Annotated in this window: 31 protein-coding genes and 2 pseudogenes; 9 read left to right on the forward strand and 24 right to left on the reverse strand. The window is 57.3% G+C overall.

The window, feature by feature from the left end; all coding sequences use genetic code 11:
- Positions 1-16: 16 nt before the first annotated feature.
- The 5 genes and pseudogenes from RUA4292_RS04520 to RUA4292_RS04535 all read right to left on the reverse strand — a co-directional run.
- The gene (locus RUA4292_RS04520) at positions 17-502 is read right to left on the reverse strand and encodes an imm11 family protein (protein WP_158506955.1); all 486 of its coding nucleotides are present in this window, start codon (positions 500-502) and stop codon (positions 17-19) included.
- Positions 503-722: 220 nt separating this feature from the next.
- Complete coding sequence (locus tag RUA4292_RS04525; protein ID WP_058276518.1) at positions 723-1,163, reverse strand: MarR family winged helix-turn-helix transcriptional regulator; 441 nt, start codon at positions 1,161-1,163, stop codon at positions 723-725.
- Positions 1,164-1,177: 14 nt separating this feature from the next.
- Positions 1,178-2,008, reverse strand: coding sequence for a carbon-nitrogen hydrolase family protein (locus RUA4292_RS04530; protein ID WP_058276519.1), 831 nt, complete (start codon positions 2,006-2,008; stop codon positions 1,178-1,180).
- The gene (gene grxC / locus RUA4292_RS23870; protein WP_082636999.1) at positions 2,008-2,265 is read right to left on the reverse strand and encodes a glutaredoxin 3; all 258 of its coding nucleotides are present in this window, start codon (positions 2,263-2,265) and stop codon (positions 2,008-2,010) included. The genes RUA4292_RS04530 and grxC overlap by 1 nt, the downstream gene beginning before the upstream one ends.
- A gap of 43 nt (positions 2,266-2,308) precedes the next feature.
- A pseudogene (locus RUA4292_RS04535) lies at positions 2,309-3,031 on the reverse strand (ComF family protein); the annotation flags it as partial.
- Positions 3,032-3,047: 16 nt separating this feature from the next.
- On the opposite strand from RUA4292_RS04535, the gene RUA4292_RS04540 reads away from it, so the two are divergent.
- Positions 3,048-3,878, forward strand: coding sequence for a methyltransferase domain-containing protein (locus tag RUA4292_RS04540; RefSeq protein ID WP_058276520.1), 831 nt, complete (start codon positions 3,048-3,050; stop codon positions 3,876-3,878).
- A 57-nt stretch (positions 3,879-3,935) separates the two neighbouring features.
- A complete protein-coding gene (gene hemH, locus RUA4292_RS04545) occupies positions 3,936-4,985 on the forward strand; it encodes a ferrochelatase (RefSeq protein ID WP_058276521.1) in 1,050 nt (349 codons plus the stop codon).
- A gap of 76 nt (positions 4,986-5,061) precedes the next feature.
- On the opposite strand, the gene RUA4292_RS04550 is transcribed toward hemH, so the two are convergent.
- Positions 5,062-5,244, reverse strand: coding sequence for a hypothetical protein (locus RUA4292_RS04550; RefSeq protein ID WP_010442520.1), 183 nt, complete (start codon positions 5,242-5,244; stop codon positions 5,062-5,064).
- A 140-nt stretch (positions 5,245-5,384) separates the two neighbouring features.
- On the reverse strand, positions 5,385-5,984 hold the full coding sequence (locus RUA4292_RS04555; RefSeq protein WP_058276522.1) for a L,D-transpeptidase: 600 nt from the start codon (positions 5,982-5,984) through the stop codon (positions 5,385-5,387).
- A gap of 169 nt (positions 5,985-6,153) precedes the next feature.
- On the opposite strand from RUA4292_RS04555, the gene dalA reads away from it, so the two are divergent.
- Complete coding sequence (gene dalA, locus RUA4292_RS04560) at positions 6,154-6,669, forward strand: divisome-associated lipoprotein DalA (RefSeq protein WP_058276578.1); 516 nt, start codon at positions 6,154-6,156, stop codon at positions 6,667-6,669.
- A 61-nt stretch (positions 6,670-6,730) separates the two neighbouring features.
- On the opposite strand, the gene RUA4292_RS04565 is transcribed toward dalA, so the two are convergent.
- The 7 genes from RUA4292_RS04565 to RUA4292_RS04595 form a co-directional block, all read right to left on the reverse strand.
- Complete coding sequence (locus RUA4292_RS04565; protein WP_058273066.1) at positions 6,731-7,195, reverse strand: PTS sugar transporter subunit IIA; 465 nt, start codon at positions 7,193-7,195, stop codon at positions 6,731-6,733.
- 60 nt (positions 7,196-7,255) lie between these two features.
- Complete coding sequence (gene hpf / locus RUA4292_RS04570) at positions 7,256-7,819, reverse strand: ribosome hibernation-promoting factor, HPF/YfiA family (RefSeq protein WP_058276523.1); 564 nt, start codon at positions 7,817-7,819, stop codon at positions 7,256-7,258.
- Between the two features lie 253 nt (positions 7,820-8,072).
- The gene (gene lptB / locus RUA4292_RS04575; protein ID WP_058276524.1) at positions 8,073-8,831 is read right to left on the reverse strand and encodes an LPS export ABC transporter ATP-binding protein; all 759 of its coding nucleotides are present in this window, start codon (positions 8,829-8,831) and stop codon (positions 8,073-8,075) included.
- Positions 8,831-9,322 (reverse strand): LptA/OstA family protein, encoded by a 492-nt coding sequence (locus RUA4292_RS04580; RefSeq protein WP_058272997.1) that lies wholly within the window; start codon positions 9,320-9,322, stop codon positions 8,831-8,833. Before RUA4292_RS04580 ends, lptB begins: the two co-directional genes overlap by 1 nt.
- 3 nt (positions 9,323-9,325) lie before the next feature.
- Positions 9,326-9,925 carry an LPS export ABC transporter periplasmic protein LptC gene (gene lptC, locus RUA4292_RS04585; protein ID WP_058276525.1) on the reverse strand — a complete coding sequence of 200 codons (600 nt, stop codon included), beginning with the start codon at positions 9,923-9,925 and terminating at the stop codon, positions 9,326-9,328.
- A 15-nt stretch (positions 9,926-9,940) separates the two neighbouring features.
- On the reverse strand, positions 9,941-10,903 hold the full coding sequence (locus RUA4292_RS04590) for a KpsF/GutQ family sugar-phosphate isomerase (protein ID WP_058276526.1): 963 nt from the start codon (positions 10,901-10,903) through the stop codon (positions 9,941-9,943).
- Positions 10,900-11,514, reverse strand: a complete 615-nt coding sequence (locus RUA4292_RS04595; RefSeq protein ID WP_058276527.1) for a ribonuclease D — start codon at positions 11,512-11,514, stop codon at positions 10,900-10,902. The genes RUA4292_RS04590 and RUA4292_RS04595 overlap by 4 nt, the downstream gene beginning before the upstream one ends.
- A 134-nt stretch (positions 11,515-11,648) precedes the next feature.
- On the opposite strand from RUA4292_RS04595, the gene RUA4292_RS04600 reads away from it, so the two are divergent.
- The 4 genes from RUA4292_RS04600 to RUA4292_RS25150 all read left to right on the forward strand — a co-directional run bounded on the left by RUA4292_RS04600 (position 11,649) and on the right by RUA4292_RS25150 (position 13,914).
- Positions 11,649-11,912, forward strand: a complete 264-nt coding sequence (locus RUA4292_RS04600) for a metal-sensing transcriptional repressor (RefSeq protein WP_058276528.1) — start codon at positions 11,649-11,651, stop codon at positions 11,910-11,912.
- Between the two features lie 3 nt (positions 11,913-11,915).
- Positions 11,916-13,148 (forward strand): MFS transporter, encoded by a 1,233-nt coding sequence (locus RUA4292_RS04605; RefSeq protein ID WP_082637000.1) that lies wholly within the window; start codon positions 11,916-11,918, stop codon positions 13,146-13,148.
- Positions 13,149-13,182: 34 nt separating this feature from the next.
- Positions 13,183-13,611, forward strand: coding sequence for an Lrp/AsnC family transcriptional regulator (locus RUA4292_RS04610; protein ID WP_058276529.1), 429 nt, complete (start codon positions 13,183-13,185; stop codon positions 13,609-13,611).
- Between the two features lie 105 nt (positions 13,612-13,716).
- A complete protein-coding gene (locus tag RUA4292_RS25150) occupies positions 13,717-13,914 on the forward strand; it encodes a flagellar basal body P-ring protein FlgI (protein WP_233493350.1) in 198 nt (65 codons plus the stop codon).
- A gap of 62 nt (positions 13,915-13,976) precedes the next feature.
- Here the strand turns inward: RUA4292_RS25150 and RUA4292_RS04620 are convergent, their stop codons facing one another.
- From RUA4292_RS04620 to RUA4292_RS04665, 10 genes are read right to left on the reverse strand one after another with little or no spacing between them, the layout of a single operon-like run.
- Complete coding sequence (locus RUA4292_RS04620) at positions 13,977-14,621, reverse strand: DUF1523 family protein (RefSeq protein ID WP_058276530.1); 645 nt, start codon at positions 14,619-14,621, stop codon at positions 13,977-13,979.
- 11 nt (positions 14,622-14,632) lie between these two features.
- A complete protein-coding gene (locus tag RUA4292_RS04625; protein WP_058276531.1) occupies positions 14,633-14,899 on the reverse strand; it encodes a hypothetical protein in 267 nt (88 codons plus the stop codon).
- Entirely contained in the window at positions 14,900-16,237 is a 1,338-nt protein-coding gene (locus RUA4292_RS04630; RefSeq protein ID WP_058276532.1) for a DUF6638 family protein, read from the reverse strand.
- Complete coding sequence (locus RUA4292_RS04635; protein WP_145974869.1) at positions 16,234-16,569, reverse strand: hypothetical protein; 336 nt, start codon at positions 16,567-16,569, stop codon at positions 16,234-16,236. The genes RUA4292_RS04630 and RUA4292_RS04635 overlap by 4 nt, the downstream gene beginning before the upstream one ends.
- 39 nt (positions 16,570-16,608) lie before the next feature.
- Positions 16,609-16,905, reverse strand: coding sequence for a hypothetical protein (locus RUA4292_RS04640; RefSeq protein WP_058276534.1), 297 nt, complete (start codon positions 16,903-16,905; stop codon positions 16,609-16,611).
- Positions 16,902-17,237, reverse strand: a complete 336-nt coding sequence (locus RUA4292_RS04645; RefSeq protein ID WP_058276535.1) for a hypothetical protein — start codon at positions 17,235-17,237, stop codon at positions 16,902-16,904. The genes RUA4292_RS04640 and RUA4292_RS04645 overlap by 4 nt, the downstream gene beginning before the upstream one ends.
- Positions 17,234-19,165, reverse strand: coding sequence for an AAA family ATPase (locus RUA4292_RS04650; protein ID WP_058276536.1), 1,932 nt, complete (start codon positions 19,163-19,165; stop codon positions 17,234-17,236). The genes RUA4292_RS04645 and RUA4292_RS04650 overlap by 4 nt, the downstream gene beginning before the upstream one ends.
- A gap of 53 nt (positions 19,166-19,218) precedes the next feature.
- Positions 19,219-20,337 (reverse strand): hypothetical protein, encoded by a 1,119-nt coding sequence (locus RUA4292_RS04655; protein ID WP_058276537.1) that lies wholly within the window; start codon positions 20,335-20,337, stop codon positions 19,219-19,221.
- Complete coding sequence (locus RUA4292_RS04660; RefSeq protein WP_145974870.1) at positions 20,334-20,651, reverse strand: hypothetical protein; 318 nt, start codon at positions 20,649-20,651, stop codon at positions 20,334-20,336. Before RUA4292_RS04660 ends, RUA4292_RS04655 begins: the two co-directional genes overlap by 4 nt.
- Positions 20,641-21,720, reverse strand: a complete 1,080-nt coding sequence (locus tag RUA4292_RS04665; protein ID WP_058276579.1) for a coiled-coil domain-containing protein — start codon at positions 21,718-21,720, stop codon at positions 20,641-20,643. Before RUA4292_RS04665 ends, RUA4292_RS04660 begins: the two co-directional genes overlap by 11 nt.
- A gap of 283 nt (positions 21,721-22,003) precedes the next feature.
- Here RUA4292_RS04665 and RUA4292_RS04670 point away from each other — a divergent pair, with 283 nt between their 5' ends.
- On the forward strand, positions 22,004-23,479 hold the full coding sequence (locus tag RUA4292_RS04670; protein WP_058276539.1) for an NAD-dependent succinate-semialdehyde dehydrogenase: 1,476 nt from the start codon (positions 22,004-22,006) through the stop codon (positions 23,477-23,479).
- Positions 23,480-23,607: 128 nt separating this feature from the next.
- Positions 23,608-25,790 (forward strand): annotated as a pseudogene (locus RUA4292_RS04675) (esterase-like activity of phytase family protein).
- Positions 25,791-25,977 lie beyond the last annotated feature (187 nt).

Consider the following 25,977-nt stretch of genomic DNA (forward strand, 5'->3'; position numbering starts at 1 on the left):
GCCCATCCTACGCTTGTTAAGAAACGTAGTGGATAAAGGACTCGATTTTCTGGAAACCCTTGAAGCCTTTGTCTTCAGCCGCCTCTAAGAACGCATCGGAAATACAGAAACGGCGACGCAAATATCTGTCCGCGAATACGTGGCGATCCTTGATTTTGTCACTGCGCCAAATCAACTTGGGCAAGGCCGAGCTACTGTAAAACCCAACTTTGCCTTTACGCATAACGGGCTGAACGTCAGACTCGTCAACTATGACGCCGCCGTCGACAAAGTCTGAGAACTTATGAAGAAAATACTTGTCCTTGATAATCCGCCCATCATTGCAATGCAGAACAACTGGATAGTAAAGGCTGTGCCCCGGATCCATTTCTTCGATCAAGTCCCGGAACGCTTGGCTGACAAGCACAACACCCAGACTTCCTCCTCTCATGAAATCCGTTAGCTCTGTGTGCGATGAGGTTTGTTGAAAATCCAAAGGGTATTCGCCTTCGGAAATTTCCACTGTCGGCATGTAAATCTTAGGCGTCGTCCTGTCAGCGCCGGTCGATGGATTCCGCAACGCCCACGTCACATCTTCTTGGTCTGAAATACTCTCATGCAAAATCCACGGCATTATTGCTCATCCTCGAATTCCTGCCGGGCAGATCGATTAAACCCGCTCTTTCGTAAAGCATTGCCAATCGGTTGAATTCTATTGCCTGACGCGGCACCGCTTCCAAGCCCTACTCCCCCTCCAACTGCAACCGCAAATCCCGTAGCACGGGCAAGGTGTTGCGGACCCGTTCCAACCCAAGCTCTCCGACCACACGGTTGATCAGCGGGGCAATCGACGTAATCGCCTGATCCCTTGCGCGGCGACCTGCGGGGCTGATCGCAACCATCTTGCGGCGGGCATCGTCCCAGTCGGGGCGGATATGGATGTACCCGGCCCATTCCAGCTTGGCCAACGTGTTGGTCATCGCACCACGCGTGACGTGGAACGTATCGGCCAATTGTGCCGGGCTACGCTCGTTCCCGACAAAGACCAGGTGGTTGAGCACCGAGAAATGCGAAATCTCCATACCCTTGGGCAGCACCCGGCTAAGCCGATTACGCAACAGCTGGTCTGCGGTCAGGATTTCGCTGAACAGCGTGACCGCAAGGGCATTGTGTTCGTCAGTCATGGTCCGGTTCTGGATCAGGGTCCATCAAAGCGACGGACGTGAGTCAACGAGGGCACGCGACGGCGCGCCTCAGACACAGAACTATCATGCATATCGAAAATGTGAATGCCCGGATCGGTCCCTGCGTCGATGACGACCTCGCCCCAGGGGGCGACAACCATGCTGTGGCCATAGGTATAGCGCGTCTTGCCGCGGGTTTTAGGGTGTTCGCCAGTTTGTGCGGGGGCAAGAACCCAACAGCCGGTCTCAATCGCCCGGGCGCGCAGCAACGATTCCCAATGGGCCGCGCCTGTGACCGGCGAAAACGCGGCCGGAACCGTCAGGATACGCGCACCTGCCTGCGCCAACGCCGAATAGAGCGCCGGAAACCGGACGTCATAGCAAACGGTCATGCCAACCTTGCCAAAATCGGTGTCGGCAATCACCGCCTTGTCGCCGGGGCGGTAATTTTTGGATTCGCGGAAGGTCTCGGTTTCGGTGACCTGCACGTCGAACATGTGTATCTTGTCGTACCGCGCCACGATCTGCCCCTGCGGGTCGATCATGAAGGACCGGTTGGCAAACCGACCGTCTGCATCATGGGTTTTGATCGCCAAAGACCCGATCAGCAGCCAGACACCCAGCGCAGCGGCCTTATCCCGCAGGCCGGCCAGCGATTGGTCATCTTCTTCGTGCTGCAAGACTTCGCGCTGCCGCGTGGTGCTGGTGGACACGCAATTCGTCACCTCGGGCGTCAGGATTAACCGCGCGCCTTGTTCCGCAGCCTCGGCCATCATGGCGCGCGCCCTGTCCAGATTTTCGGCCGGATCATCCGACGAGGTGATTTGCAGCAGCGCGGTCTTCATCAGGCCGCGAGCAGGCGATCCAGCTTGCCCTGACGCTCCAACTCATACAGTTCGTCACAGCCGCCCACGTGCTGCGCACCGATAAAGATCTGTGGCACGGTTCGTTTGCCACCGGCGCGCTGGATCATCTCGGGCTTGCGCTTGGGGTGCATCAGAACGTCCACTTCCTGGAACTCGACGCCCTTCTGCTTCAGCAGCCGCTTGGCCGCGTGACAAAAACCGCACAGCGGCGAGGTGTAGATTTCTACCGGTTTCATATTCCGTACCTTCGCGTTTCGCATAATCTTGGGCGAATTGGGCATCCTTGGCAACGCGCGCTAGGGTCAACACGGAAATATGATTTGCTCCGGATGCACGGCAGACACGCGCGCAAGCCGCCAGTGTCGCGCCGGAGGTCATCACATCATCCACCAGCAGGATATTGCGCCCTTGCATTTGGTCTTGTCGCTTTGGATGGGCGATGATCGCGTGTTCAAGGACTTCCGCCCTCTCGGTGGCTGTTTTGCCATCCAGAACAGGCGTCTTTCGGTGGCGAAGCAAAAGGTCCGGGCACACCTCAAGCCCTGCCTCTTTCCCAAGGTGCTGTGCCAGTAGGGCGGACTGGTTGTACCGGCGTTTCAACAACCGGGACCAGTGCAAAGGCACCGGTGCAAGCAGCATGCCTTCCCGGAACAGCTCTTGCCCGGCCCGCGCTAGCCAGCGTGCGGCGGGGCGCGCCAGTTCGGGCCTGTCACCGTGTTTCAAGGCCAGCACCAGCGACCGCGCTTTGCCATCGTACAAAAGGGCCGAACGCCCATCTTGCCAGAGGCGCGGCACAGCCAAGCAATCGTCGCACTCAATCCGGTGACCGTCTGCAACCCCCGGTAACGGCACCCCGCAGCTTTCGCAAACAACTCCACCGATAAAGGGCGTCTCGCGCCAACATGACCCACACAGCCCGAAATCCGATTCGGTCAGTTCCCCGCATCCCAGACAGCGCGGCGGATAGATCAGCGCGACAGCGGTTTGAATCCGGTGCCACATGCGATAATTGCGCCCTATGAAACTGCCTGAGTCCAATACACCCTCTTTGTTTGATCGCCAGGTCCTTACCCGGCACCGCGCCCGCGCGAAGGATGAGGCCCTGTTCCTGCATCGTGCCGCTGTGGACGAAGTGCAGGATCGGCTCTCCATGGTTAACAAAACCTTTACGGCCCCGGCGATCGTGACGCCGTTTGCGCATATCTGGCAGGACGTGCTACCCGGGACGCGGATCGTTGCGGATGATGAGGTTCTGGCCCTGACCCCCAGCGCGCATGATTTGGTCATCCACGCCATGGCGCTGCATTGGGCCAATGATCCCGTCGGGCAACTGATCCAATGTCGCCGTGCCCTGCGCCCCGACGGGTTGCTGTTGGTCGTGTGTCTGGGCGGAGAAACCCTGCACGAATTGCGCGCCGCATTGGGACAGGCCGAAATCGAAGTGACCGGAGGCCTCAGCCCCCGTATCGTCCCGATGGCCGAACTGCGCGATCTTGGCGGGTTGCTGCAACGGGCGGGGTTTGCGCTGCCGGTCGCCGACACCGCGCGCCTGACGGCGGAATACCGCGACATGCAGCACCTGATGCATGATCTGCGCGCCATGGGTGAGACCAACAGCCTGTCCGGGCGCATGAAACAACCCACCAAGCGACAGGTCTTTACCCGCGCGCAGCAGGTTTATGCCGACAACTTCTCAACACCCGCGGGGCGGTTGGCCGCCACCTATGAATTGATATGCCTGACAGGCTGGTCGCCTGATGACAGCCAGCAAAAACCGTTACGCCCCGGATCGGCCAAAGCGCGGCTTGCGGATGCGCTGGGTACAAAAGAAGGTAAACTGTCCAATTGACGACCGGGCTTTTCCGGTTATCTCAGGCTAGTATAGAGAAATCTCAGGAAGCATCAGATGTTTGACGCCACTCGCCCCGATCATGCCCCCGCAGACCACCCCAAGGTCAAAATGGGCCGCGTCGGCATTCTGCTGGCCAATCTCGGTACGCCGGATGACTACAGCTATTGGCCGATGCGCCGGTACCTGAACGAGTTTTTGTCGGATCAGCGCGTAATCGACTATCCCAAATGGAAATGGCAGCCGATTCTGCAAGGCATCATCCTGTCCAAGCGCCCGTTCAGTTCGGGCGAGGCCTACAAGTCGATCTGGAATCACGACAAGGGCGAAAGCCCGCTTATGACGATCACCAAGGATCAGACAGCCAAGCTGCGCGACGCAATGCGGGAACGATATGGCGATCAGGTGATGGTCGATTTCTGTATGCGCTACGGCAACCCTTCTACCAAATCCAAAGTGCGTGAGATGGTTGCCGCGGGCTGCGACCGCATCCTGTTCTTCCCGCTTTACCCGCAATACGCTGGCGCGACGACGGCAACAGCCAATGATCAGTTCTTCCGCGCGTTGATGGACGAAGCCTGGCAACCCGCCTCACGTACCGTTCCCGCCTATTTCGGCGAGCCTACTTATATCGACGCTTTGGCCGGGTCAGTGGAAAAAGCCTATGCGGCGCTGGAGACCAAACCGGATGTCCTGGTCTGTTCCTATCACGGCATGCCAGAGCGCTATTTGCAGCAGGGCGACCCCTATCATTGCCAATGCGCGAAAACGAGCCGATTGCTGAAGGAACGGCTGGGCTGGTCGGACGATCAGCTGGTCTCAACCTTCCAATCGCGATTCGGTCCCGAGGAATGGCTGAAACCCTATACCGTGGATCACGTGGCTGATTTGGCGCGGCAGGGAAAGAAGAACATCGCCGTTATAGCGCCCGCGTTTTCCGCCGATTGCATCGAGACGCTGGAAGAGATCAACGAAGAGATCAAGGAAAGCTTTGAAGAGGCCGGCGGTCAGACCTTTACCTATATCCCCTGCCTCAATGACGATGACTCGCACATTGGCGCACTGGGCAAGGTAATCGAAGACAATCTTAAGGGCTGGCTCGACTGACCGTTTCCCATCATCAAGAAATGAAAAAAGGCGGTGGATCGCTCCACCGCCTTTTCTCTAGATTTAGCTCGTCAAATTAGCTTGCTGCAACAGCTGCGGCAACTACGACCAGCAGGATCAGCGGCAGGATGATACCCTGCGACGAACCCTGAGTTTCCTCTACAACAACCGGTGCTTCAACAACCGGCTCTTCCAGGTTACCGGCATAAGCGGTCGAAGCAGCAGCAGTCAATGCAGCGGCGAGAACGAGTTTTTTCATATTAACCTCCAGAGTTTGCACGGCTCCATCAATCGGATCCGCACACCTAAGACTTACCTCGTGGTTTTTTTCTAATCAGCTATATGGCTGGAATGCAATTGCAACTTGAGCCACAAGCGGGTTCGTACGCGAAAATGTCGTCAAATAAGCAACACTTGCGTGCCGACCTTCGCCATCGAGAACAGCTCAGCGATATCTTCGTTGAACAGGCCGATGCATCCGTTCGACGACCGACGACCAATTTTGCGCGTGTCATGCGTTCCGTGAATCCGGTAGTATTTCCAACTCAGGTACAAAGCATGTGTTCCCAATGGGTTATCAGGGCCCGGCGGAATGTGATCCGGCCATTCGGGATTTCGTTTCTTCATAGAAGGTGTCGGTGACCAACTGGGGCCCTCAACTTTGCGGATGACGCTGGTGCGGCCCCGGCGGGTCAATTCTTCGGTCAGCGGAACGGATGAGGGGTAGAGTTTGTATACAGATTGATCATCTGACCAATAATGCAGCGCTCGGGACACCGTATCGACCAGAATGGCCCCATTTCTCGTATTCGAGAAATAAGGCTGCCAATCCAGGGCGCGGAACCCCGAGACATTGCGACGCACGTCTGGCTCGGCCTCGGGGGCTGGGCGCAGTGGGTCACCAGGAACGTACTGGGCAATCGCCGGCGTTGCCAACAAGGCCGAAGCACCGGCCAGAAATGCTCGGCGGCTAGATGAATGAATGGGTTTCTTGACCATAGTGACCGGTCCTTTGCGAAAGTTGTCCTGAAATTTTCACCTATTTTATTGCCAGAATGCGTCAATCGCAAATCAAACCGGCAGAAACATGCAAGAATCAGCCATTGCAGGTTTGCCGAAGGCTGCATGGCGCGCTATGCCGTATGTCGACACAATAATCAGGTCGATCATGACGCGTATTATCACATTACTGTTTCTTTGCTTTGTTGCGCTGGCTGCATGTACCCCAAGCAGCACCCCAACTTACGGATCGGATGGCCGTCCACTGCCGTCGGTCTACAAAATCCGCGGCAACCCCGAAAAGCTCCAGTTCCGTATGCTGGATTCGGTAAACGCCCTGCGCCAAGCTCAGGGTTTGCAGGCGGTGCAGCTGAACTCGCAGCTGAATGCCGCGGCCGCGACCCACTCTAAGGACATGGCGCGTCAGAACCGCCCATGGCACTTCGGTTCGGACGGATCGTCGCCCATAGATCGCGCGCAACGCGTCGGTTACTACGGAACCTTCCTGGGTGAGGCGATCTCGGAAACCTATGAGACCGAAACCGAAACCTTGGCCGCCTGGATGCAGGAACCTGGCCCCCGAGCCGTGATCATGGACCCGAAAGCCTCACAAATGGGCTTTTCCTGGCATCAGGAAAGTGGCGGGAAAATCTGGTGGACGCTGGAAATGGGAGCAGGTGGGTAACCAAAAGCCGCCTCGAAGGTAAAAGCCCCCGGCTTTCGGGGGCTTTTTTATTTCAGCTAGGTCAGGCGGCCTGCATGGACTGCGCTTCGGTCAGAATTGCGTAGAGCTTGACCGGATCAGGGTTGGCCCGCAGCTTTGTACAAACAGACGTGTCGCGCAGTGTACGCGACACCAGCGCAAGCGCCTTAAGGTGATCGACACCCGCCTCTTCCGGCGCAAACAGTGCAAACGCGATGTCCACCGGCTGCCGGTCGACCGATCCAAAATCAATCGGTTTTTCGAGCATTACAAACACACCCGAGACACTGTCCAGATCTGTCAGCCGAGCGTGCGGCAAGGCGACACCATGCCCAACCCCGGTCGGCCCCAGACTTTCGCGCTCCAGCAGGCAATCGACGACAGTCTGCGCATCCAGGTGCAAAGTCCCGGCGGCAACATCACCAATTTCCTGAAACAACCGCTTCTTACTAGAAGCGGCGGACAACACACGTACTGCTTCGGGCTTTAATATGCTCGAAAGCTCCATCATCACGCTCCACGGCGGGGCCCCTGCAATTGCAGGGGCGTGCCTTGCTAGTCTTGCCTGTTACGGATCAATCCAGCCGATGTTACCGTCCTCGCGACGGTACACGACATTCAATCCGTCCTTGTTTTCGTTTCGGAACACAAGCACCGGCGCACCGGCAAGTTCCATCTGCATGACCGCCTCTCCAACACTCAGCGATGGGATCTTGGTTTCCATCTCAGCCACGATCATGGGCTGCAGAGTATCGGGCTCGTCAGCCGTCTCCGATTCGTCAGAGGCGAGGATATAAGACGACGCTCCGAAGAGTTCAACAGGCTCTGACCGATCCTTGTGGTGGTCTTTCAGTCGGCGCTTATAACGGCGCAGTTGCGTTTCCATCTTGTCGCAGCATCCCTCAAACGCCGCGTAAATCTCGGTTGCGTGTGCCTTGGCCTGAGCGGTCAGACCAGTGGAAAGATGCACTGTGGTTTCGCATACATATTCATGCGCTGAACGGGAAAAGACGACGTTGGCATCTGTCGGACGTTGGGCATATTTGCCTACGACCTCGCCCAGTTCGGTCTGCACATGAGTCTGCAGGGCCCCACCGATGTCGATCTGTTTTCCGCTGATTTGGTAACGCATGTAATCTCCTTCACAATTCACACCCATTTCTGACGTCACGTAATGCGACGCGCTTGTTTTTATCGGGTGGGGGACATCGGCAAATCCTGCGGTAACCGCACCGGCCCCCCTTCGAGGAAGGGGCGTCGTGATCCAGTCGGGAACCGAAGAAATGCCATAGTCCAATTGAGGCAAGAGACGGCGGGAGAGTCAATCAAAACAGGCGTGTATATACGAGATTTCCGCTATGCGCCCGGCGAAAATCTGTGCAAGCTCATGAAATACGGAAGTTTTCGCCCAAGTAAACCCGGCGCACGTTTTCATTTTCGACCACTTCATCGGGTGTGCCGGACATCAGGACCTGACCGTCATGCAGGATGTAGGCACGATCCACGATCTCTAGAGTTTCGCGCACGTTGTGATCGGTGATCAACACGCCGATTCCACGCTTTTTCAGGTCCGCAACCAGGTGGCGGATATCCCCGACGCTGATCGGGTCGACCCCCGCAAAGGGTTCATCCAACAACAGATATTTCGGATCTGCTGCCAAACAACGCGCGATCTCGACCCGGCGGCGTTCACCGCCCGACAGGGCCAGCGCGGGTGCGCGGCGCAGGTGTTCGATCGAGAAGTCGGACAACAGCTCTTCCAGCCGCTCTTTTCGGCGGTGGGCGTGGTTGACGGTGATATCCAGAACGGCGGCGATGTTGTCCTCGACACTCATGCCACGGAAAATCGACATCTCTTGCGGCAGATATCCGATCCCAAGACGTGCGCGGCGATACATAGGCAGCGTTGTGACAACCTGACCGTCAATCGTAACAGTGCCCGCCTCAGGAAACACAAGGCCTGCGACCGAATAGAATGTGGTGGTCTTGCCTGACCCGTTCGGGCCCAAAAGTGCAACCACCTCGGATCGGCCCAAGGTCATGGAAACGTCGCGGATCACTGTCTTTTTTCGGTAAGACTTGCGAAGCTTTTCGATTTTCAGGCCAGAGGTGCCTTCGGCTACCGTCAGGTTTGGCTGAGCCATCAGTTGGCCCCCTGCTGCAGGATGGTCTTCACGTTGCCGGTCATCGTCGCTTTGCCAGTGGTCAGGTTGGCGTTCATCTGGTCGCCGCTGATCGTGCTTGGCCCCTGCAACAGCAGAACGTTGCCCTTCATGACGATCTCACCTGAATCGATGGTGTATTCCGCCCAGTCGCCTTCGGCCGCATCCGGAGGGCTGACCAGAATCACATCCTCGGTCGCTTCCATCCGTTCGATGCCTGAACGGTCTTCGTTATAAATAACTAGCACGCGTTCCGCCGTCAGACGCATTTCGCCCTGAATGACGATCACGTTGCCCAGAAACTCGGCCGAGCCGTCTTCCTGATTTACGTTCAGCTTTTCCGAGGTCACCTCGACCGGCAGGCTTGGGTCGGCATTAGCCGAACCGAAAGCAACCTGAGTTTCCTGCGCTGTCGCAGAGATCGCACCAGTTACCAGAGCAGCGCTTACAAGGGCTAATCGAAAATAGAACACAGGTTATCTTTCTGCTTTTTGAGGCTCATACACCAACTTCACGCCATCTGTAAAAATAATATGGACCGGTCCATCTTTTTTTTCAGTCCCAAATGTCATTCTGCCCGCAGTAAAATCACCAATAATACCGGTTCCGTCGACCTGACCGGGCGTGTCGCCCTGAATTTCGTCCAGCGCGGTGTTCAACAGATCCGTTGTGACGATGATGCCGTCCGTTGTTGTTATAACCACATCCCCGACAAAGGTAGCCGTATTCTTGTCCGGACGGATCATGCCAGAATTGGAATCCAAAGTGATTACGCCGCCATTCAGCAGGCCAAAGCGGCCCCGAAATTCGGCCGCTGTTGGCGCTTCGCCCTCAGTACCCTGCGTTGCCCGGCTTGCCTCGATCTGAACGTCTTCGCCTTTGCGGGTCGTTCCTTGGTAATTGGGCTGCGTCACCACCTGATCCGCCAAACGTTCATCGATATCCTGCTGGTTGAAGGGCACGGACACATTGGTTTCGATGCTGCGCGACAGCAGGAACACAGTCGACAGCATAGCGATAGCCACCAACGGCAGCACCACCTTGAAGAACTGTACCCTGCGTGAGTGTCCGTCCACCGCACTACCCTCCGCTTAGCCCAATCCGACGCGCAGGCAGTCGTGAATATGCAACAGCCCCTCGGCTGGGCCTTGTGTCTCGGGGTTGACCACGAACAGCGAAGTGATCTTGCGGTCGTTCATGATCGCCACCGCCTCTTCCGCCATTGCGTTCGGGGAAATGGTCAGCGGATTGGTGGTCATGACCTCTTTGGTGGTCTTGTCCAGAAGGCCGTCCATGTTTCGGCGCAAGTCGCCGTCAGTCACGATGCCAATCAGGCGGCCCGTCTCATCCGACACACCGACAACGCCAAAGCTTTTCTGGCTCATGACCAGCAGCGCCTCGCTCATGGGGGTGCCCTCAGACACAACTGGCAGATCAGCGTGCATCAAATCCCGCACGGTTGAAAGCTGCGCCCCCAGCTTGCCGCCAGGGTGGAAGGCGCGGAAGTCCTCGGGCTTGAAATCACGGTACTTCATCAACGCAATGGCCAAGGCGTCGCCCATCGCCAACGTCAAAGTGGTTGAAATCGAGGGCACCATGCCAAAACCGCAAGCTTCGCCCAGCGACGGGATCAACAGATGCACATCCGCCTGTTTCATCAGCGTGCTTTCCGGTTTACTGGACAAACCAATCAAGGGAATGCCAAAGCGGCGGGTAAAGGCCAGCAGATTGACCAGCTCCGGCGCTTCGCCCGAATTGGAAATCGCAAGAACCACATCTCCCTTCGACACCATGCCCAAGTCACCGTGGCTCGCCTCGGCAGGGTGTACGAAATAGGCCGGCGTGCCAGTGCTGGCCAGCGTGGCGGCAATCTTGTGGCCAATATGACCCGATTTGCCGATACCGCTGATGATGATGCGGCCCGGAGCCTGCAGGATCTTCTGCACGGCTTCGGCAAAATCTTCATTCAGGCTTTCGCCAAGCACGTCCAGCGCGCGGGCCTCGTCGGTGATGACCTGACGTGCGGTTCTCAGGAATGCTTCGGTATCGGTCATGAGTGCGCAAAAATATCCGTTTCGGGCCAACCGGCGAGGTCCAGTTTCGCACGCATCGGCAGGAAGTCAAAACAGGCCTGCGCCATTTCGGTGCGGCCTTCGCGGGCCAAGCGCCCGTCCAACGCCTCGCGCAGTTGATGCAGGTACAGTACGTCCGAGGCCGCATAATCCAGCTGCGCATTTGTCAGAGTCTCAGCCCCCCAGTCGCTCATCTGCTGCTGTTTTGAGATATCGACACCGATCAACTCCTGACACAGGTTCTTCAGCCCGTGTCGATCCGTATAGGTGCGCACCAGCCGACTGGCGATTTTGGTACAATAGACCGGAGCGGCCAACGCGCCAAATGCGTGGTACATCGCAGCAATGTCGAAACGGCCAAAGTGGAAAAGCTTTAGCACGTCAGGGTTTTCCAGCATCGAACAAAGGTTCGGGGCCTCGGTCTGGCCTATTTCGACCTGAACAATATGGCTGTCTCCGTCGCCGCCCGACATCTGGATCACGCACAGCCGGTCTCGATGCGGGTTTAGCCCCATAGTCTCGCAGTCAATGGCCACAACAGGGCCCATATCGAACCCGTCCGGCAGGTCGTTTTTGTAAAGATGGTTTGCCACGGGGCTTGTCCTTTGTCCGGTATCGCCCCCGAGATAGGAGGTTTGGTCTCTAAACTCAACGCTATCCATGACAGTGCGGCAGGGACCCGCAGGTTACGTTGACCTCATCCCCATGGGGGGGATAGGGTTATTGCATGACACAGCACAAACACGAATCGCACCCGCAGATCCACGCGCGTCTGAAACGGGCACACGGGCATCTGGCCCGGGTAATATCCATGCTCGAAGATCAAGAGCCCTGCACCAACATCGCACAGCAACTTTTTGCGGTTGAAAAGGCGATTACCAACGCCAAGCGGACTTTGATCCACGATCATATTGATCACTGCCTGTCACCAACGACCGCAACCAAAGACCCGGACGCGGAAGGTTTCAAAACCATCACAAAGTACCTCTGACCGATGCTGAGCGTCCTGAAGAACCGCATCTATCGCCATTTACTGGCGGCTCAGGTGGTTGCGTTGATGGGAACCGGGCTGGCGACGGTTGCCTTGGGGTTGCTCGCCTTTGAATTGGCCGGTGACGCGGCGGGTATGGTTCTGGGAACCGCCCTGACCATCAAGATGGTGGCCTACGTGGTTGTCGCCCCGCTCGCCGCTGCGTTTGCGGAACGGCTGGACCGACGCAAAATGTTGGTGGTGCTAGATCTGGTGCGAGCCGCCGTCGCGCTTTGCCTGCCGTTCGTAACCGAGATATGGCAAATCTATGTGTTGATCTTCCTGCTGCAATCGGCATCTGCCGGTTTCACTCCTGCCTTTCAGGCAACGATCCCGGATGTTCTGACAGATGAGCAGGACTACACCAAAGCCTTGTCGCTGTCCCGGCTGGCCTATGACCTCGAAAGCCTGCTCAGTCCCGCTCTGGCTGCAGCGCTGTTGTTGATCATTAGCTTTGACAACCTGTTCTGGGGCACAAGCTTTGGGTTCGTTGCCTCGGCAATACTTGTCGTGTCGGTCGCCCTGCCTTCGCCCAAACCGACGAAACGGAGGGGGGTTTACGACCGGACAACCCGGGGCATTCGCCTATACCTTGGTACGACACGGTTGCGCGGTTTGCTGGCGCTGACGTGGACTGCCGCGTCACTCAGCGCGATGGTCATCGTCAACACTGTCGTCATCGTGCGCGCCGATCTTGGACTGTCGGAAAGTGCTGTGGCCGTTGCATTGGCCGGGTATGGCGGCGGCTCGATGGTGGCTGCCTTCATCCTGCCGTCTCTTCTGAATCACTATGAGGATCGCAGCGTTATGCTGGCTGGTGCAGCATTCGGGACACTCACGATGGCCGTTGCAGCGGGGTTGTTCGCCTCGACCCAGATGACTTTGTGGGGGCTCGCGGTGTTATGGGCGGGTGCTGGCTTTGGCTATTCAGCCACTCTGACACCGTCCGGCCGCCTGCTGACACGCACAGCCTGCCCGGAAGACCGACCGGCAGTTTTCGCCGCGCAGTTCACGCTGTCCCATGCCTGCTGGCTGGTGTTGTACCCGTTGGCCGGGTGGCTGATGACCACCAAAGGGACCGAACAGACATTGATCTGGATGACTATTGCAGCCCTTGCGGGGCTTGGTGTTGCGCTTCTGATCTGGCCGCGCTCCAAGCAGAAAATCACGTCGGGCGAACACGCTGACAAACCTTGAGCATCCCAAGGTATTTGCACTACACCTTGGCCCTATGGATCAGCTTGACCGCCGCATCATCACAGCCCTGCAGCACAACGCCCGCGAATCTACGACCAAGATCGCGGCGAAACTGGGTGTGGCCCGGACCACCGTGCATGAACGCATTCAGCGGATGGAAGAACGCGGCGTGATTGCCGGGTATTCCGTGGTTCTGAGCGCCCCTGAAGACGCCCCGCGCGTTCAGGTCGTTGTCTTGCTTGAGGTTCAGCAAAAAGAGACCAAACGTATTATCAAGCGACTGGAAACTTATCCCGAGGTCAAACTTTGCCTGTCGATCAATGGGGAGTTCGACCTGCTGCTGTCCGCCGAAGCCCCCAGGATCGAGGATCTGGACATACTGGTCGACGAATTGGCAAAGATCCCCGGGGTTTCGCGAACCAACACTAGTGTCGTGTTCGGCCGCCGGATCGATCGAAACTGAGCGGCCGATAACCCTCTGTAAACCCTGACACAGCTAGCTTGGCCCGGACGATCAATGTCGAAGGGAAGGGCATTTGGTTCACCTCAGAGTTCGAGGCAAAATCATATGTGTTCGACATCTTCAAAGCAGGCAAACGCAGCTTTGATATCGGGTGCTTCCAGATCAACTACCGCTGGCACGGCAACCCTGTCCGAAGTTGTGGCAGGTCTGAACGCGCTTGGGGTGTCGCCCCGGGACATGATCGACATTTTGAAGACGATCAAAGCCGCCGGAGCGCTGCACGCCGAATTTATCGTATGCTGAGGAACTCAGCCCAACAGGTCACCGCCAAGGCTGAGGGAGGCGCCAAACGGCCCCACCAAAACCTATTTGGATTTCCAACTGTTCAGCCACTTTCGGAACCTGCTGCCCTGCTCTTCTATGGCGTCGCCAGCGGCATAAAGGCCATCTTCCATATTCTCGATCACGGGATCAACCCGCGCCTCGCGAAACCGGCGCCAGCGGACCCAAAGGGCCCAAGCTATCGCGAAGAATACGGTCAGGAAAATGATATTGAACCAGGGAATAATCCGAACGTCTTGGCTGTCTACTGACCAAATCTTCACTGCATTCGGGAAAATCGACAGGAACTCACTGCGCCAACCGTAGTGGCGAACAACCACCCAGCGAGGCGCTTCGTTTGTTGATTTCAAGTCTGCGGCTTCGGCCTGCAGGTTCGACGAGTTTAGTTTAAAATAAGGTGGCCAGCCCCAGCCCGTGTCTTCGTTCCGATACACCATGACCTTGCCGTTGGTCTTGCGGGTCTGAATGAAAAACACATCGCGGTTTGCCGTTGTCGCATCACTGCCGACGTCATGAACCGACCAGAAGATGCTGTTCTCACCGGGGTCGATCCGTTTCTCATAGGTATCCGAAATCCGAACCACATCGTGCTGCGGAAGGGTGTAATTCAACACCGCCGCAATCGTGCCCCAAAACAGGATGATGATAGCCCATTTGACGTAACGCATCAGCGAAACCCTCACATGAAATTCGTAACATAAATCAGGATTGCGATCAGGCCCAGCGGCACCACGTAAATCCCAAGGATCAGTTTGCGTCGAAACGATCCGTCGTATTTTTTTAGCCCGCGCTGGACAAATGCATCGCGGTCGCCGGTCAGACCCTTTTTCTCCCAATGGGCGATCAGCTTACTGCGCCGTACCCAGCGGGAATAGATTGATACGCCCACATAAATGACCGTCAGAACGACCAGCAACGGGATCAAAAAACGCAGTGCGACGAACATTTAACTTCTCCCTACTGCGCCCCAGGGGCCGACGCGTGCGATGATGTCTTCGCTGATCCGGTCATTGCCGCTCATATCCGGTTCGTGGCCGAATAGTGCGGCCCGGGCGCCAGCCTTATCCACCTGATACTCGCGCGCAAGGAAGTCGGCAACATAGGCTTTTTTGGCCTCGGGCCAAATCGCATAGGTGCGGTAGAACAGTTCCTTATGGCAAATGAACACCTGACGCGGGTCCAACGGGGCCAGTTCCGCCAACAACATGTTCACCAGATCGCGGTTCGGTGTGTTTGTCGCCCGCAGCGTATAGAAATAGGCTGGGTGATCCGAGGTGATACGCGGCCACGGCCCGCCATCTTTTGCCCAGCGCAACAGCTGCGCCAAACCGTGATAAGCGTCAGGCAGACGATCCGAATGGTTTCGCGCCAGCCGTCGCATGTCACCGCGATCCAACCCTGTCAGGTCAACGCCTGCATCGGCAGCGGCATCCACGGTCAGAAAGTCCATTTTTTGCTGCAAGATCGCGGCGGAATTCACGCCGCGCGCCTCGATGATCGTTTCGACCAAGCCGTTTAGCCCCAGTAACTTGGCAATCTGGTTCCGCTGCGACGATTCAAAAACGTATTTGATCGGCATATCGTCGGGTTTTTCGCCCATGCAGATCGCCGCCGGATGATCCAGATCCGGAAACAGGTACAGTCCGCCAAAATGCGCTGTCCAGAAGTTGCGCTGTTCGAAGGCGGTATGGCGCAGGCGGACGGGGTTGCGGGTTACGTCGCCGGTTTCCTTGGCCGTTTCGATCATCTTGGCGATCAGCACATCGTCGAACCAGGCGTCCTCTTCGGTTTTGAATCGTTCGACCATGCCCGCCAATTGCTGTGCCTTTCGCAGGGTGCCGCCTGCGGTGTCGGCCTCAATCTCGATCTTGCGCAGGTTCAGCAGATCGCGGGGCGTGGTGAGTTTGATGACCGAGTTCACCAGCTCTCCGGCCACCGAATCGGTGGCGGTCAGGGCAAACAGTTGCGCCTCGTTCATCTCGATGAATTCGCGCAGGATATCGCGAGAGGTCGAGAATTTGACGTTCAGCAAAGGCGCGCGTTTCTGTTCGGTCGTCAGCAGGATGAACTGCCGGTTGACCCCGTTGGGGTTGAGGTAGAGCTCATCCTCCAACTCAATCCCCACCTCCGGCGAATAGCCCGAGATATCGACATGGAAATCCGTTAACGCCGTGGTCTTGCCCGCCAGATGCTGCAGCGCACGGTTATACCGCTCGACTAAGGCCGGGCTGGAGATGTGGACGAGGTTGCCGAACATCAGGCCTTTTTTGATGAGGCGGATCATTCGGCCCACCTATGCGATGCCTGCAAATTGATGCCATTTATCAAACCTGCCCAGTAAGGCGCAGTCAAAACCAACCCTCCCAGCAACAGTACTGATGAATCCAACCTTTCGTCCAAATTCAAAATCTCGAAAAGGTAATAAGCCACTGAGGCGATCACACCGATATACGCGGCCACTGCCATAAAAAGAGTGAGGGTCCACCAGAAGAAAAATCGCAGCCACATGAATCTACCCAAAGGAACTGGCAAGCTAAAACGAAAAGCCCAGCGGACGAACTTGATTCCAGCATAGGCTAGAAGAGCACATGTTATCAGAAAGACGACATCAAGCACTCAGGTACTCCTTACAAACTGATCGAGCGTGTGTTGCACTCAGTTTACTCTCTGGCTGAGCCTACCAACAAATACGGCGGCCAACGCGAACAATGGCAATGCAAACGCCCGTGCCGTGATTTGCAGATTGAACCCGATATAAGACGCCAAGCTGCCCTCAAATAGGATCAGCGATTCTTCCCATGTGGTGCCCTCGAACCCGCTGCCGGCGTTCACACCGAACTGGGTCAGGAACAGAACCACCACCGCACCCAGAAAGCCGAGCAAACCCCAGCGCAGGGGTTGGATCAGACCCAAAACAAGGGCAAAACCGGTGATTGCGAGTGTCAATGTCACGTCTGTGCCTCCTTTGACCGACGACGCGTTGTTAGATACGCGCCTGCAGCCAAGATCAGTGCGGGCACGAACCAGAACAACGCAGCACCAAGAAAATGTGAAGGCATTTCATTTGGGCCAAAGGCGTTGAGCAGTGAGCCGGGACGGAACAAGGATGCGTTGTTTATCCAAATCTCAAACAGGGCACTCCATATGTATGTGACGGCGAAGATGATCAGCACCAGCATGGCAAAGGCCCGTCGAGAGGCCGGTCTGCGACGGGCAACAGCGATGCCCAAAAACAGACAGATGGCGATCAGCGACGCTAGGAAAGCGATCAGGCCGCCGATCATGTTTTGCCCTCCAGATACCGCCGTTTAGCCTCTTCCATCCGACCCATCTCGCGGATGGCGTTTTCGATGGCGACCTCGTCGCTCTTGTCGGCATAGCGGAACTCGCTGTCGGCGTAGCGGTTGATCTCTTGCATCACCATTTCCACCGTGATCGGCTGGCGCAGGTCCTCGATCATAGCCTTTTTGGTGTCGTAGTCGCGGAACAGGAACAGGTCGGGGTTTTCCATCCATTCGTCGGGCAGTTCGAAATCCATCGCGCGGACCTTGACGGCATCGGTGATGTTCTTGATCGCGCGGCCGGTAAAGCGCTCATCCGCCTGCTGGATTGCCTTGAGATAGGTGCCCATCTTGGCAATCGTATCCATCTGGCCGATATCGCCGGAGACCCGGTCATAGACCTGCAGCAGAGTCTCTTCGTGCGGGCGGGAATGACTTTCGAAACTGGCAGCGACAGCCTTTTTGATTTCCTGCGCGGCATAGGCCTCGTGTTCGCCCAGCGGGATGTCGTGATTGCGGCCCATCAGCAGGTGCAGGATATCGATGTAATCCTCGCGCGTCTGCGGCCCGTCAACCAGGAACCGCGCGCCCGCCCGTTGACGCAAGGCGTCGTCCACATTCTCGGGGTAATTCGAGAACATGCCAAAGGTACAATTGCCGCGCACGACAGTGTTGGCACCCGCAAAGCTCTCCATCAGCACGGCGGTGATTTCCAGCTGACCGGCTGACGACTGCCGGTCGCCGCGTTTGCCCGCAAGCTGGTCGATGTCGTCAATGGTGCCAAAGCCGATGACCGAGGGGTCGATGATCGTGTTGATAAAGGCCTTGGCATTCTGGCCGGATTTGCCCTGATAGCTGTCGATATTGTCGGTGCTCAGGTTCTGGTAGCGGAACGGATAGCCCGCGTTCTGGCAATAGTCGTTGATCAGCCCGGCCATCATCTGGATCAGAGTGGTTTTACCGGTGCCCGGCTTGCCGTCGCCCATGAAGGTAAAGATGAACCCGCCGAGTTCCGCAAACGGGTTCAGGCGGCGGTCGAAATCATAAGCCATCACCATCTTGGCCAGCTTCATGGCCTGATACTTGGCGATATGGTTGCCGACCACCTCGTTCGGTTTCTTGAACGTCATGGTCAGGGTGGTGGATTTGGCCTTGGAGGCCGGTTCGAACCCCCGGATCGTCAGATCATCAGCCTCGATGTGCCATGCGGCGTTCTGGAACGGGGCCAGATGGCCTGCTGACTGCGCGCGCAGGGCCGACTTTTCCATTAGTTGTTCGGCATAGGCACTAGTGGCCGCGATCAGGTGGGCATCGTCGGGGGCGTGTTTTGCTAGTGTCTGGTCCAGCTCCCACAGTGCGCCGTGCAGGGCGAGTTGGCCGTTGTCGGTCAAGACCTCTTCGACCTCACCGATATCGACAGTGGTCTCTCCAAGATGCGAGGACATCAAGTACGCCAGCGCATTGCCGAAGGTGTGCGAGGTGATCAGCGCCTCGGCCGTCAGCAGTTCCGAGAATTCGGTCTTGCGCGCGGCGGGCAAGTCTCCAGCCAAATTCGCGCGTTTCAGATCAGCCAGCGAGGTCTGTTGCGCATAGGTCTCAGCCACAGCCAAGGCGATGGCAATGGCGCGGCGGATGGCCTGCTGCGTGGTCGCCTGAGGTGGTGAAACCAGCGTATCGCCATCATCCGAGGCTTCGATCCGTTCGACCAGATGCACTCCGGCTGCGCGCACGGTTCGGCGTGTCACCAGCCCCGGCGTCGTGGAGCGAAACCGCCGCCCAGTTGAAACGCCCGGAGACCGTTCGGTCGCCACCTCAACAGGTTTGGCAATCCGCGGCGCGTGTTCGAAACCGTTCAACAAGGCGGTCGCTGCCGGATAATGCTTGCGAATATCGTCTTCGCGCAATTCCATCTGATCTGACGTCAAACTCATTTCAAAACCGCCCTTGCTTCATCTTTTCAAAAATACTCCCGCCGGAGGCCAAACTAATAGCGCAGCACCTGCCCGCTCTTGCTGACCACGAATTTGCGCACATCCCCAAATCCCGGTGGGTTGCGTTCAGCCAGCACCTGAAATGGACGTTGGGGCAGGATGATCGACCGTTGGGTGCGCGTAGCCCCGGTCTCGGCCCCCTGTCCGCCGAACGGGTCCAGCGCAAAAACCTCGCGCTCGACTGTGGAAAACCACCCGGCGCGTTCTTCGATCACCTCTTCGCTGTCCAGCTCTTCGGTGGTCCAGGCCAGTGCCCAGTCCTGACCCTGCGGTGCCTGTGCGTCCTCAAGCACCTGCCGCAACGGGCCGGTTTGCTCGGTATAGGCCGAGGAATACATCGGCCCCACATGGATGCGGCGCAGGTGTTTGGGGTGTAGGTCGTCGAAGTCCTGATCAAATCCCTTGGCGATGGTCACCAGTTTCAGCCCGCCCAAAGACTGCGCCATCAGATGCGCCTGCACTTCGGGCCAGCGGCGCTGGTCTTTGGGTAAGGCTGTCTTGCCGCTGTCCTCAAGCTGCATCAGGTAGATGACCGGCAGGTTGATCTGACTGTCATATACCGCCCAGTGGATCATGAATTTGCGCCGCTCGCCTTCATTCCCGATCCAGTGGCATTCGGGATCGTTGCGGGCCCAGAACAGCTCTCCCTTTAGCAACTCCTCGTAATAGAGCCTTTGGGACAGGGCGAATTGCAGCTTGGTCGGGATTTCCTGATCGCCAATGATCGTCCGTACCATGTCGGTTTTCAGGTCATCTTCCGAGGGCATATTCGCCAGATGCACCTGCGCCTGCTGCGCGTCATTGGCCATGGTCAGCAGTTCGGCCGCCACCGGAAATCCGCTGTCGCGCTTGTCCATGGCGAGGCTGCCAAAGAACCGTCCGGTATCGCGCCCGACCAGCAGGTATTTCATGGAAAGCGCGCGGAAGGTGTAGAGCAGTCCCGAGAGGTAGCGCGATACGATCCGCACCTCTTGCTTGCTGATCGCGCCCTCCGCCTCCATCGTCGCGGCCACGCGCAACAAGTGAACGGTGATCACCTCGAATTTTCGAAAATAGCGGCGCGAGGAGAAGGTGTCGGTTAGTCCCACATGGTCTTTAGTGGGGTCAATCATGCATCACCGCCACCAAAACCACCTAGGTCCGGGCCAGGTGACTGACTGCCGTCGCTTTGGACATTAGTTGGCACACTGTTAATTCCTTGCGATCTGCGAAACATTTCCAGTCGATAGCCCGACCACAAAGCACCGAGAACACCAACGCCACTCAAAAGGTAAAACCCATTCGCCATCATCGTCAGAAAACAGATGAGGAAAACGAGGCCAATTGCACCCCAAACAAGCTCACCGTTCCGTTCTACCCAAGTCTTGTCTTTGTCTTGCTCTAAGAAAAATGGCATTCGTCGCAACCACTCTTTTTTACCCACCATACAAATTCTTATCATGCTTCTCGACAATCGAGGCGAAGCGACGGGCAAAGCGTTCATCCGCCTTGGCCTTTTTCTCCAGCACATCACGGGCAAAGACCATGTGGTCCTCATGCGCCTCAAGCATGTCGGCCATTTTCTGGTTGGTCGCGGTGCCGATGGCGGCCATTGCCGTCTGCGCCTCTTGGTCGGTCTGCACGCCGATCTCGTTGATGCGGTGGGCCACGTCCTGCTGTTGCGCGGTTTTCAGCGATTTGGTCAGGGCGTCATACAGCACCACACGCTGTTGCGTGTCTGTCTGCAGCTTGTTGATCAGCACCATCTGTGTCGCGGCCTGGTTCTGTAGGGAGTCGACCCAGGTCTTGCCCTTTTCGATATAGCGCTCCAGCGTTTGTGACTTGGCCAGCTTGACCTGCTCTTCCTGAACCTTGGCATTGTATTGCTTGTTCAGCTCGGCCAGTTCGGTTTCCAGCTGCGTGCGCGCGGCGGCGTCCTGTTCGACACTGATCTTGTTTTCCAGAGTGATAATCGTCGGATCCATATCCTGAATCTCAGCCCGCAGCGCCTCTAGTTCAGCAACAGTAGCCTCGCGGTCGTCCAGCGTACCGGTCAGGTTTTCCTCGACCTTCACCCGCTGTTCTTCCAACACGGATAGCTGCCCTTGCAGCAATTGAACGATTACGTCGGATTTGGCGATCAGGTCCTGCAGCTTGTCGTCGATATTGGCGGTGCGCATGCGCTCCTGCCGCATCGATTCAGACTTGCCCTTGGAGAAGATGCCGACAAACGTCTCCCACCCGGATTTCGAGCGCATCTCGTCGAAATCCTTGGAAAAGGCGCTGGTGACGTCGTCCAGACCCATGATCAGCTCGGCGATATTGGCGTTCATCACCTCGGTATGGGCGTGCACATCCTCAAGCGTGGCGTTTTCGATGTCGATGTCGGCCTCGGCAGAGCCGATCTTAGAACGCGCGGCTTCAATCCGGGATGTCAGCCCTTCGATCTGAGACTGGCTTTCGCGCACTTTTTGCTGCGTTTCCTCAATCAACGCATCAAACTGCTGGTTCGACATCTGTCCTATTCCTTTTTTAATTATGCACCCAACAAGATAGGAGATGTTACGATCATTTACATCCCCTTGGGCATCCAATCCTGTGGAACTTTGGCAAACTCCGCCAAAAAAAGATAGGCGGGTTGACACTTTGGCCTCAGATCGCATGAATGCGCTCCGGTAGGCAAAAAACGTCACGTTTACCATACGAAAACTGGATTGATCTGACCCCACGGGTGGCCATAGACAATCCGGGAGGCACATGTTTGAGTGCTAACAAATTTTTATTGCCGGAGGCTGACCCATGCTGGACGCGACAACCGACCTGAAATCAATCCTGAAAAACCCCGATCTGCTGGTGACCAAAGCCTATATCGGTGGTCAGTGGGTTGACGGTGACAATGGCACATTCGCCGTAACCAACCCGGCACGTGGCGACGTTGTGGCCGAAGTTGCAGACCTGAGCCGCGCACAGGTTGCCGGTGCAATCGCTCAAGCTGAGGCCGCGCAAAAGGAATGGGCCAAGCTGACCGGCAAGGAACGCGCCGTGATTCTGCGTCGCTGGTACGACCTGATGATGGAAAACGCCGAAGATCTGGGCAAGATCCTGACCGCCGAGCAAGGCAAGCCGCTGGCCGAGGCCGTTGGCGAGATCGGTTATGGCGCGTCATTCATCGAGTTCTTCGGCGAAGAGGCCAAGCGCGTTTATGGCGAGACGATCCCGGGCCATCAGCGCGACAAGCGGATCATGGTGCTGAAACAGCCGATTGGCGTTGCCGCATCGATCACGCCCTGGAACTTCCCCAATGCGATGATCACCCGCAAGGCAGCTCCGGCACTGGCGGCAGGCTGCGCCTTTGTTGCGCGCCCGGCCAAGGAAACACCGCTGTCCGCATTGGTCATGGGCGTTCTGGCCGAACAGGCTGGCATCCCGGCTGGCGTGTTTAACGTATTGCCGTCCTCCAGCGCCAGCGAGATTGGCAAGGAATTCTGCGAAAACCCCGGCGTGCGCAAGCTGACCTTTACCGGCTCGACCGAAGTGGGTCGCATCCTGCTGAAACAGGCCGCTGATCAGGTGATGAAATGCTCGATGGAACTGGGCGGCAACGCGCCGTTCATCGTGTTTGACGATGCCGATCTGGATGCAGCCGTTGAAGGCGCGATGATGTGCAAGTTCCGCAATAACGGCCAGACCTGCGTCTGCGCCAACCGGATCTATGTGCAGGCGGGCGTGTACGATGAATTCGCGGCCAAACTGAAAGCCGCCGTCGAAGCGCTGAAAATCGGTGACGGTCTGGCCGATGGCACCACCACCGGTCCGCTGATCAACGAAGAAGCGGTCGCCAAGGTCGAGGAACACATCAAAGACGTCACCGACAAGGGCGGCGCGGTTCTGACCGGAGGTCTGCCGCATGATCTGGGCGGCACCTTCTTCCAGCCCACCATCGTGACCGGCGTGACGCAGGACATGATGGTGGCGCAGGACGAGACCTTTGGCCCGCTGGCGCCCCTGTTCAAGTTCGAAGACGAGGATGACGTGATCGCAATGGCCAACGACACGATCTTTGGTCTGGCTTCGTACTTTTACGCCAAGGACCTCAGCCGCGTCTACAAAGTGGCCGAGGCGCTGGAATACGGCATCGTTGGTGTGAACACCGGCATCATCTCGACCGAGCTTGGCCCGTTTGGTGGCGTCAAACAGTCCGGCCTGGGCCGCGAAGGCAGCCATCACGGCATGGAAGACTATCTTGAAATGAAGTACGTCTGCCTGTCGGTCTGATCTGAAAAGGCCCCGGTGCTGCGCGCCGGGGCCATTACGTTTGTCACAAAACTGCAAACAAACCGTCACATCCCTGCAATGACCCGCGTTCATCCCCCTCTCATCCAAGTGAGAGAGGATACCACCCGATGTCATTGCGCTGTGTCTGCCTGACATCTGCCCTTGCCCTGACTGCCGGTCAGGCAGCGGCAGAAATGAATTTCAACCGAATTGCGTCTTTCCCCGTCGTCAAAAATATGGCCGAGGGGGCGGATACCACCCGCGAAACCTCGCCCGAGATCATCGCGGCGACTGCTGATGGCATGACGCTGGTCTATACGGACAGCCCGCTGGGTATGATTGGTATGGTCGATATCACCGACCCCGCGAACCCCGCGCCACTGGGTGCGATGGACGTGGGTGGTGAGCCAACATCCGTGGGGATTGTTGGCACGACGGCTTTTGTGGGCGTGAACACTTCGGAAAGCTATACTGTCCCTTCGGGCAAGCTGATCTCGGTCGATATTGCGGGCAAGGTGGAAACCGGTGCCTGTGACCTGGGTGGTCAGCCCGACAGTGTCGCGATTGCCCCGGATGGCAACTTTGTTTCCGTAGCCATCGAGAATGAGCGTGACGAAGACCTGAACGACGGGGTCCTCCCTCAGCTGCCTGCCGGAACACTGGCTCTGGTGCCGCTGAAAGACGGCGCATTGGATTGCGCGGGCATGAAGATGGCCTCGCTGACCGGTCTGGCCGACGTTGCCCCCACCGACCCCGAACCCGAGTTCGTGGACATCAATAGTCTGGGCGAAACTGTCGTCACCCTGCAGGAAAACAACCACATCGCGGTCGTGGACAAAGACGGCAAGGTGATCAGCCATTTCTCGGCCGGTAGCGTAGACCTGGATGGTATCGACGCCACCGATGAGCGCGGCGCACTGGTTTTCACCGAAAGTCAGCCGGGCCGTCTGCGTGAACCGGACGCGGTGAAATGGGTCGACGAGAACCACTTCGCACCGCCAACGAAGGCGACTACGAGGGCGGTTCGCGTGGCTGGACGATCTTCCACAAGGACGGCGCCGTAGTTTACGAAAACGGTACCGGTTTCGAGAAAGCCATCATCCAGATCGGTCACTATCCCGACAAACGCTCGGACGCCAAAGGTGTTGAGCCTGAAAGTGTGACCGCAGCGACCTTCGGTGACACACCAATGATCTTTGTAGGAGCCGAGCGCGCCTCGGTCGTGGGTGTCTATGACGCCACCGATCCGGCCAACCCAGTTCTGAAACAGCTGCTGCCTTCAGGCGTTGGTCCCGAAGGTTATGTTGCGATTCCGGAACGTAACCTGCTGATCTCGGCTAATGAAAAGGACCTGATCGAAGACGGTGGCCCGCGTGCACACGTGATGATCTACGAATATCAGGACGCCCCGGCCACCTATCCGCATCTGACGTCCGCAGGCACGGGTGAGCTGATCGGCTGGGGCGCGCTGTCCGGTCTGGTGTCTGATGAGGACGGCATGATCTACGCGGTCAACGACAGCTTTTATGGCTTCCAGCCTTCGATTTTCAAGATCGACCCCAGCCATAAACCGGCCCGCATTGTGGATGTGATCCGCATCCACCGTCAGGACGGCAACCCGGCACAGAAGCTGGATCTGGAGGGCATCACGCTGGACGGTAAAGGCGGGTTTTACGTCGCCTCCGAAGGGCGTACGGACCGTGTTATCCCGCATGCGATTTACCACGTGTCCGCTGATGGCCTGATCAAGGATCGCAAAGGCGAGATCGGCCTGCCACCTGAGCTCATGGCCGTCGAAAAGCGCTTTGGGTTTGAAGGCATCACCCGCGTTGGCAACACCCTGTGGACGGCCGTTCAGCGCGAATGGAAGGACGGCCCTGAAAACCACGTGAAACTGGTGGCCTACAACCTTGAGACCAAGGAATGGGGCGCGGTGCACTATCCCAAAGCGGACCCGGAAGAGGGCTGGGTTGGCCTGTCGGAAATCGTGGCCTTTGGCGACCACGTCTATGTCATCGAGCGCGACAATCAGCATGACCACCGCGCCGTGACCAAAAAGGTCTACCGTATCCCGCTGTCAGAGATGACCCCGGCCCCGTTAGGCGGTCCCCTGCCCGTGGTCAGCAAGCAAGAGGTCCGCGACCTGCTGCCTGACCTGACCTCGACCGGTGGCTACGTTCTGGACAAGATCGAAGGCCTGGCCATCCTGCCCTCGGGCGAGGCGTTTGTGATGACCGACAATGACGGCGTCGACGACGCCTCGGGTGAGACGATGTTCTGGTCGATCGGGTCAGTGACTGGCGGGAACTAAACTCAACAGGAAAAACACAGAAGGACCCCGCACGAAATTGTGCGGGGTCATTTAACTTCAGACGTAAGCTATGAGCCCAAAGCTACCAAAAACGTGTTAACCTGCGCATATGCCACTCTAGCGTATCAAGTATGTCAACGGATGCATCTGACTCAATTTCCGAGTAAACGGTAGCCTTCATAGCGAT

The sequence above is a fragment of the Ruegeria atlantica genome, assembly GCF_001458195.1.
Lineage (GTDB): Bacteria > Pseudomonadota > Alphaproteobacteria > Rhodobacterales > Rhodobacteraceae > Ruegeria > Ruegeria atlantica.

Excerpts from the sequence above, each read along its gene's own strand:
- RUA4292_RS04610 (WP_058276529.1), top strand. The coding sequence starts at position 13,183 with ATGGATCAGCTTGACCGCCGCATCATCACAGCCCTGCAGCACAACGCC.
- RUA4292_RS04670 (WP_058276539.1), top strand. The coding sequence starts at position 22,004 with ATGCTGGACGCGACAACCGACCTGAAATCAATCCTGAAAAACCCCGAT.
- dalA (WP_058276578.1), top strand. The coding sequence starts at position 6,154 with ATGACGCGTATTATCACATTACTGTTTCTTTGCTTTGTTGCGCTGGCT.
- RUA4292_RS04590 (WP_058276526.1), bottom strand. The coding sequence starts at position 10,903 with ATGACCGATACCGAAGCATTCCTGAGAACCGCACGTCAGGTCATCACC.
- lptB (WP_058276524.1), bottom strand. The coding sequence starts at position 8,831 with ATGGCTCAGCCAAACCTGACGGTAGCCGAAGGCACCTCTGGCCTGAAA.
- RUA4292_RS04625 (WP_058276531.1), bottom strand. The coding sequence starts at position 14,899 with ATGTTCGTCGCACTGCGTTTTTTGATCCCGTTGCTGGTCGTTCTGACG.
- grxC (WP_082636999.1), bottom strand. The coding sequence starts at position 2,265 with ATGAAACCGGTAGAAATCTACACCTCGCCGCTGTGCGGTTTTTGTCAC.
- RUA4292_RS04665 (WP_058276579.1), bottom strand. The coding sequence starts at position 21,720 with ATGTCGAACCAGCAGTTTGATGCGTTGATTGAGGAAACGCAGCAAAAA.
- RUA4292_RS04605 (WP_082637000.1), top strand. The coding sequence starts at position 11,916 with ATGCTGAGCGTCCTGAAGAACCGCATCTATCGCCATTTACTGGCGGCT.
- RUA4292_RS04565 (WP_058273066.1), bottom strand. The coding sequence starts at position 7,195 with ATGGAGCTTTCGAGCATATTAAAGCCCGAAGCAGTACGTGTGTTGTCC.
- RUA4292_RS04530 (WP_058276519.1), bottom strand. The coding sequence starts at position 2,008 with ATGAAGACCGCGCTGCTGCAAATCACCTCGTCGGATGATCCGGCCGAA.
- RUA4292_RS25150 (WP_233493350.1), top strand. The coding sequence starts at position 13,717 with ATGTGTTCGACATCTTCAAAGCAGGCAAACGCAGCTTTGATATCGGGT.
- RUA4292_RS04655 (WP_058276537.1), bottom strand. The coding sequence starts at position 20,337 with ATGATTGACCCCACTAAAGACCATGTGGGACTAACCGACACCTTCTCC.
- RUA4292_RS04650 (WP_058276536.1), bottom strand. The coding sequence starts at position 19,165 with ATGAGTTTGACGTCAGATCAGATGGAATTGCGCGAAGACGATATTCGC.
- RUA4292_RS04645 (WP_058276535.1), bottom strand. The coding sequence starts at position 17,237 with ATGATCGGCGGCCTGATCGCTTTCCTAGCGTCGCTGATCGCCATCTGT.
- RUA4292_RS04525 (WP_058276518.1), bottom strand. The coding sequence starts at position 1,163 with ATGACTGACGAACACAATGCCCTTGCGGTCACGCTGTTCAGCGAAATC.
- hemH (WP_058276521.1), top strand. The coding sequence starts at position 3,936 with ATGTTTGACGCCACTCGCCCCGATCATGCCCCCGCAGACCACCCCAAG.
- RUA4292_RS04555 (WP_058276522.1), bottom strand. The coding sequence starts at position 5,984 with ATGGTCAAGAAACCCATTCATTCATCTAGCCGCCGAGCATTTCTGGCC.
- RUA4292_RS04540 (WP_058276520.1), top strand. The coding sequence starts at position 3,048 with ATGAAACTGCCTGAGTCCAATACACCCTCTTTGTTTGATCGCCAGGTC.
- RUA4292_RS04620 (WP_058276530.1), bottom strand. The coding sequence starts at position 14,621 with ATGCGTTACGTCAAATGGGCTATCATCATCCTGTTTTGGGGCACGATT.
- RUA4292_RS04600 (WP_058276528.1), top strand. The coding sequence starts at position 11,649 with ATGACACAGCACAAACACGAATCGCACCCGCAGATCCACGCGCGTCTG.
- hpf (WP_058276523.1), bottom strand. The coding sequence starts at position 7,819 with ATGCGTTACCAAATCAGCGGAAAACAGATCGACATCGGTGGGGCCCTG.
- RUA4292_RS04630 (WP_058276532.1), bottom strand. The coding sequence starts at position 16,237 with ATGATCCGCCTCATCAAAAAAGGCCTGATGTTCGGCAACCTCGTCCAC.
- RUA4292_RS04660 (WP_145974870.1), bottom strand. The coding sequence starts at position 20,651 with ATGGTGGGTAAAAAAGAGTGGTTGCGACGAATGCCATTTTTCTTAGAG.
- RUA4292_RS04550 (WP_010442520.1), bottom strand. The coding sequence starts at position 5,244 with ATGAAAAAACTCGTTCTCGCCGCTGCATTGACTGCTGCTGCTTCGACC.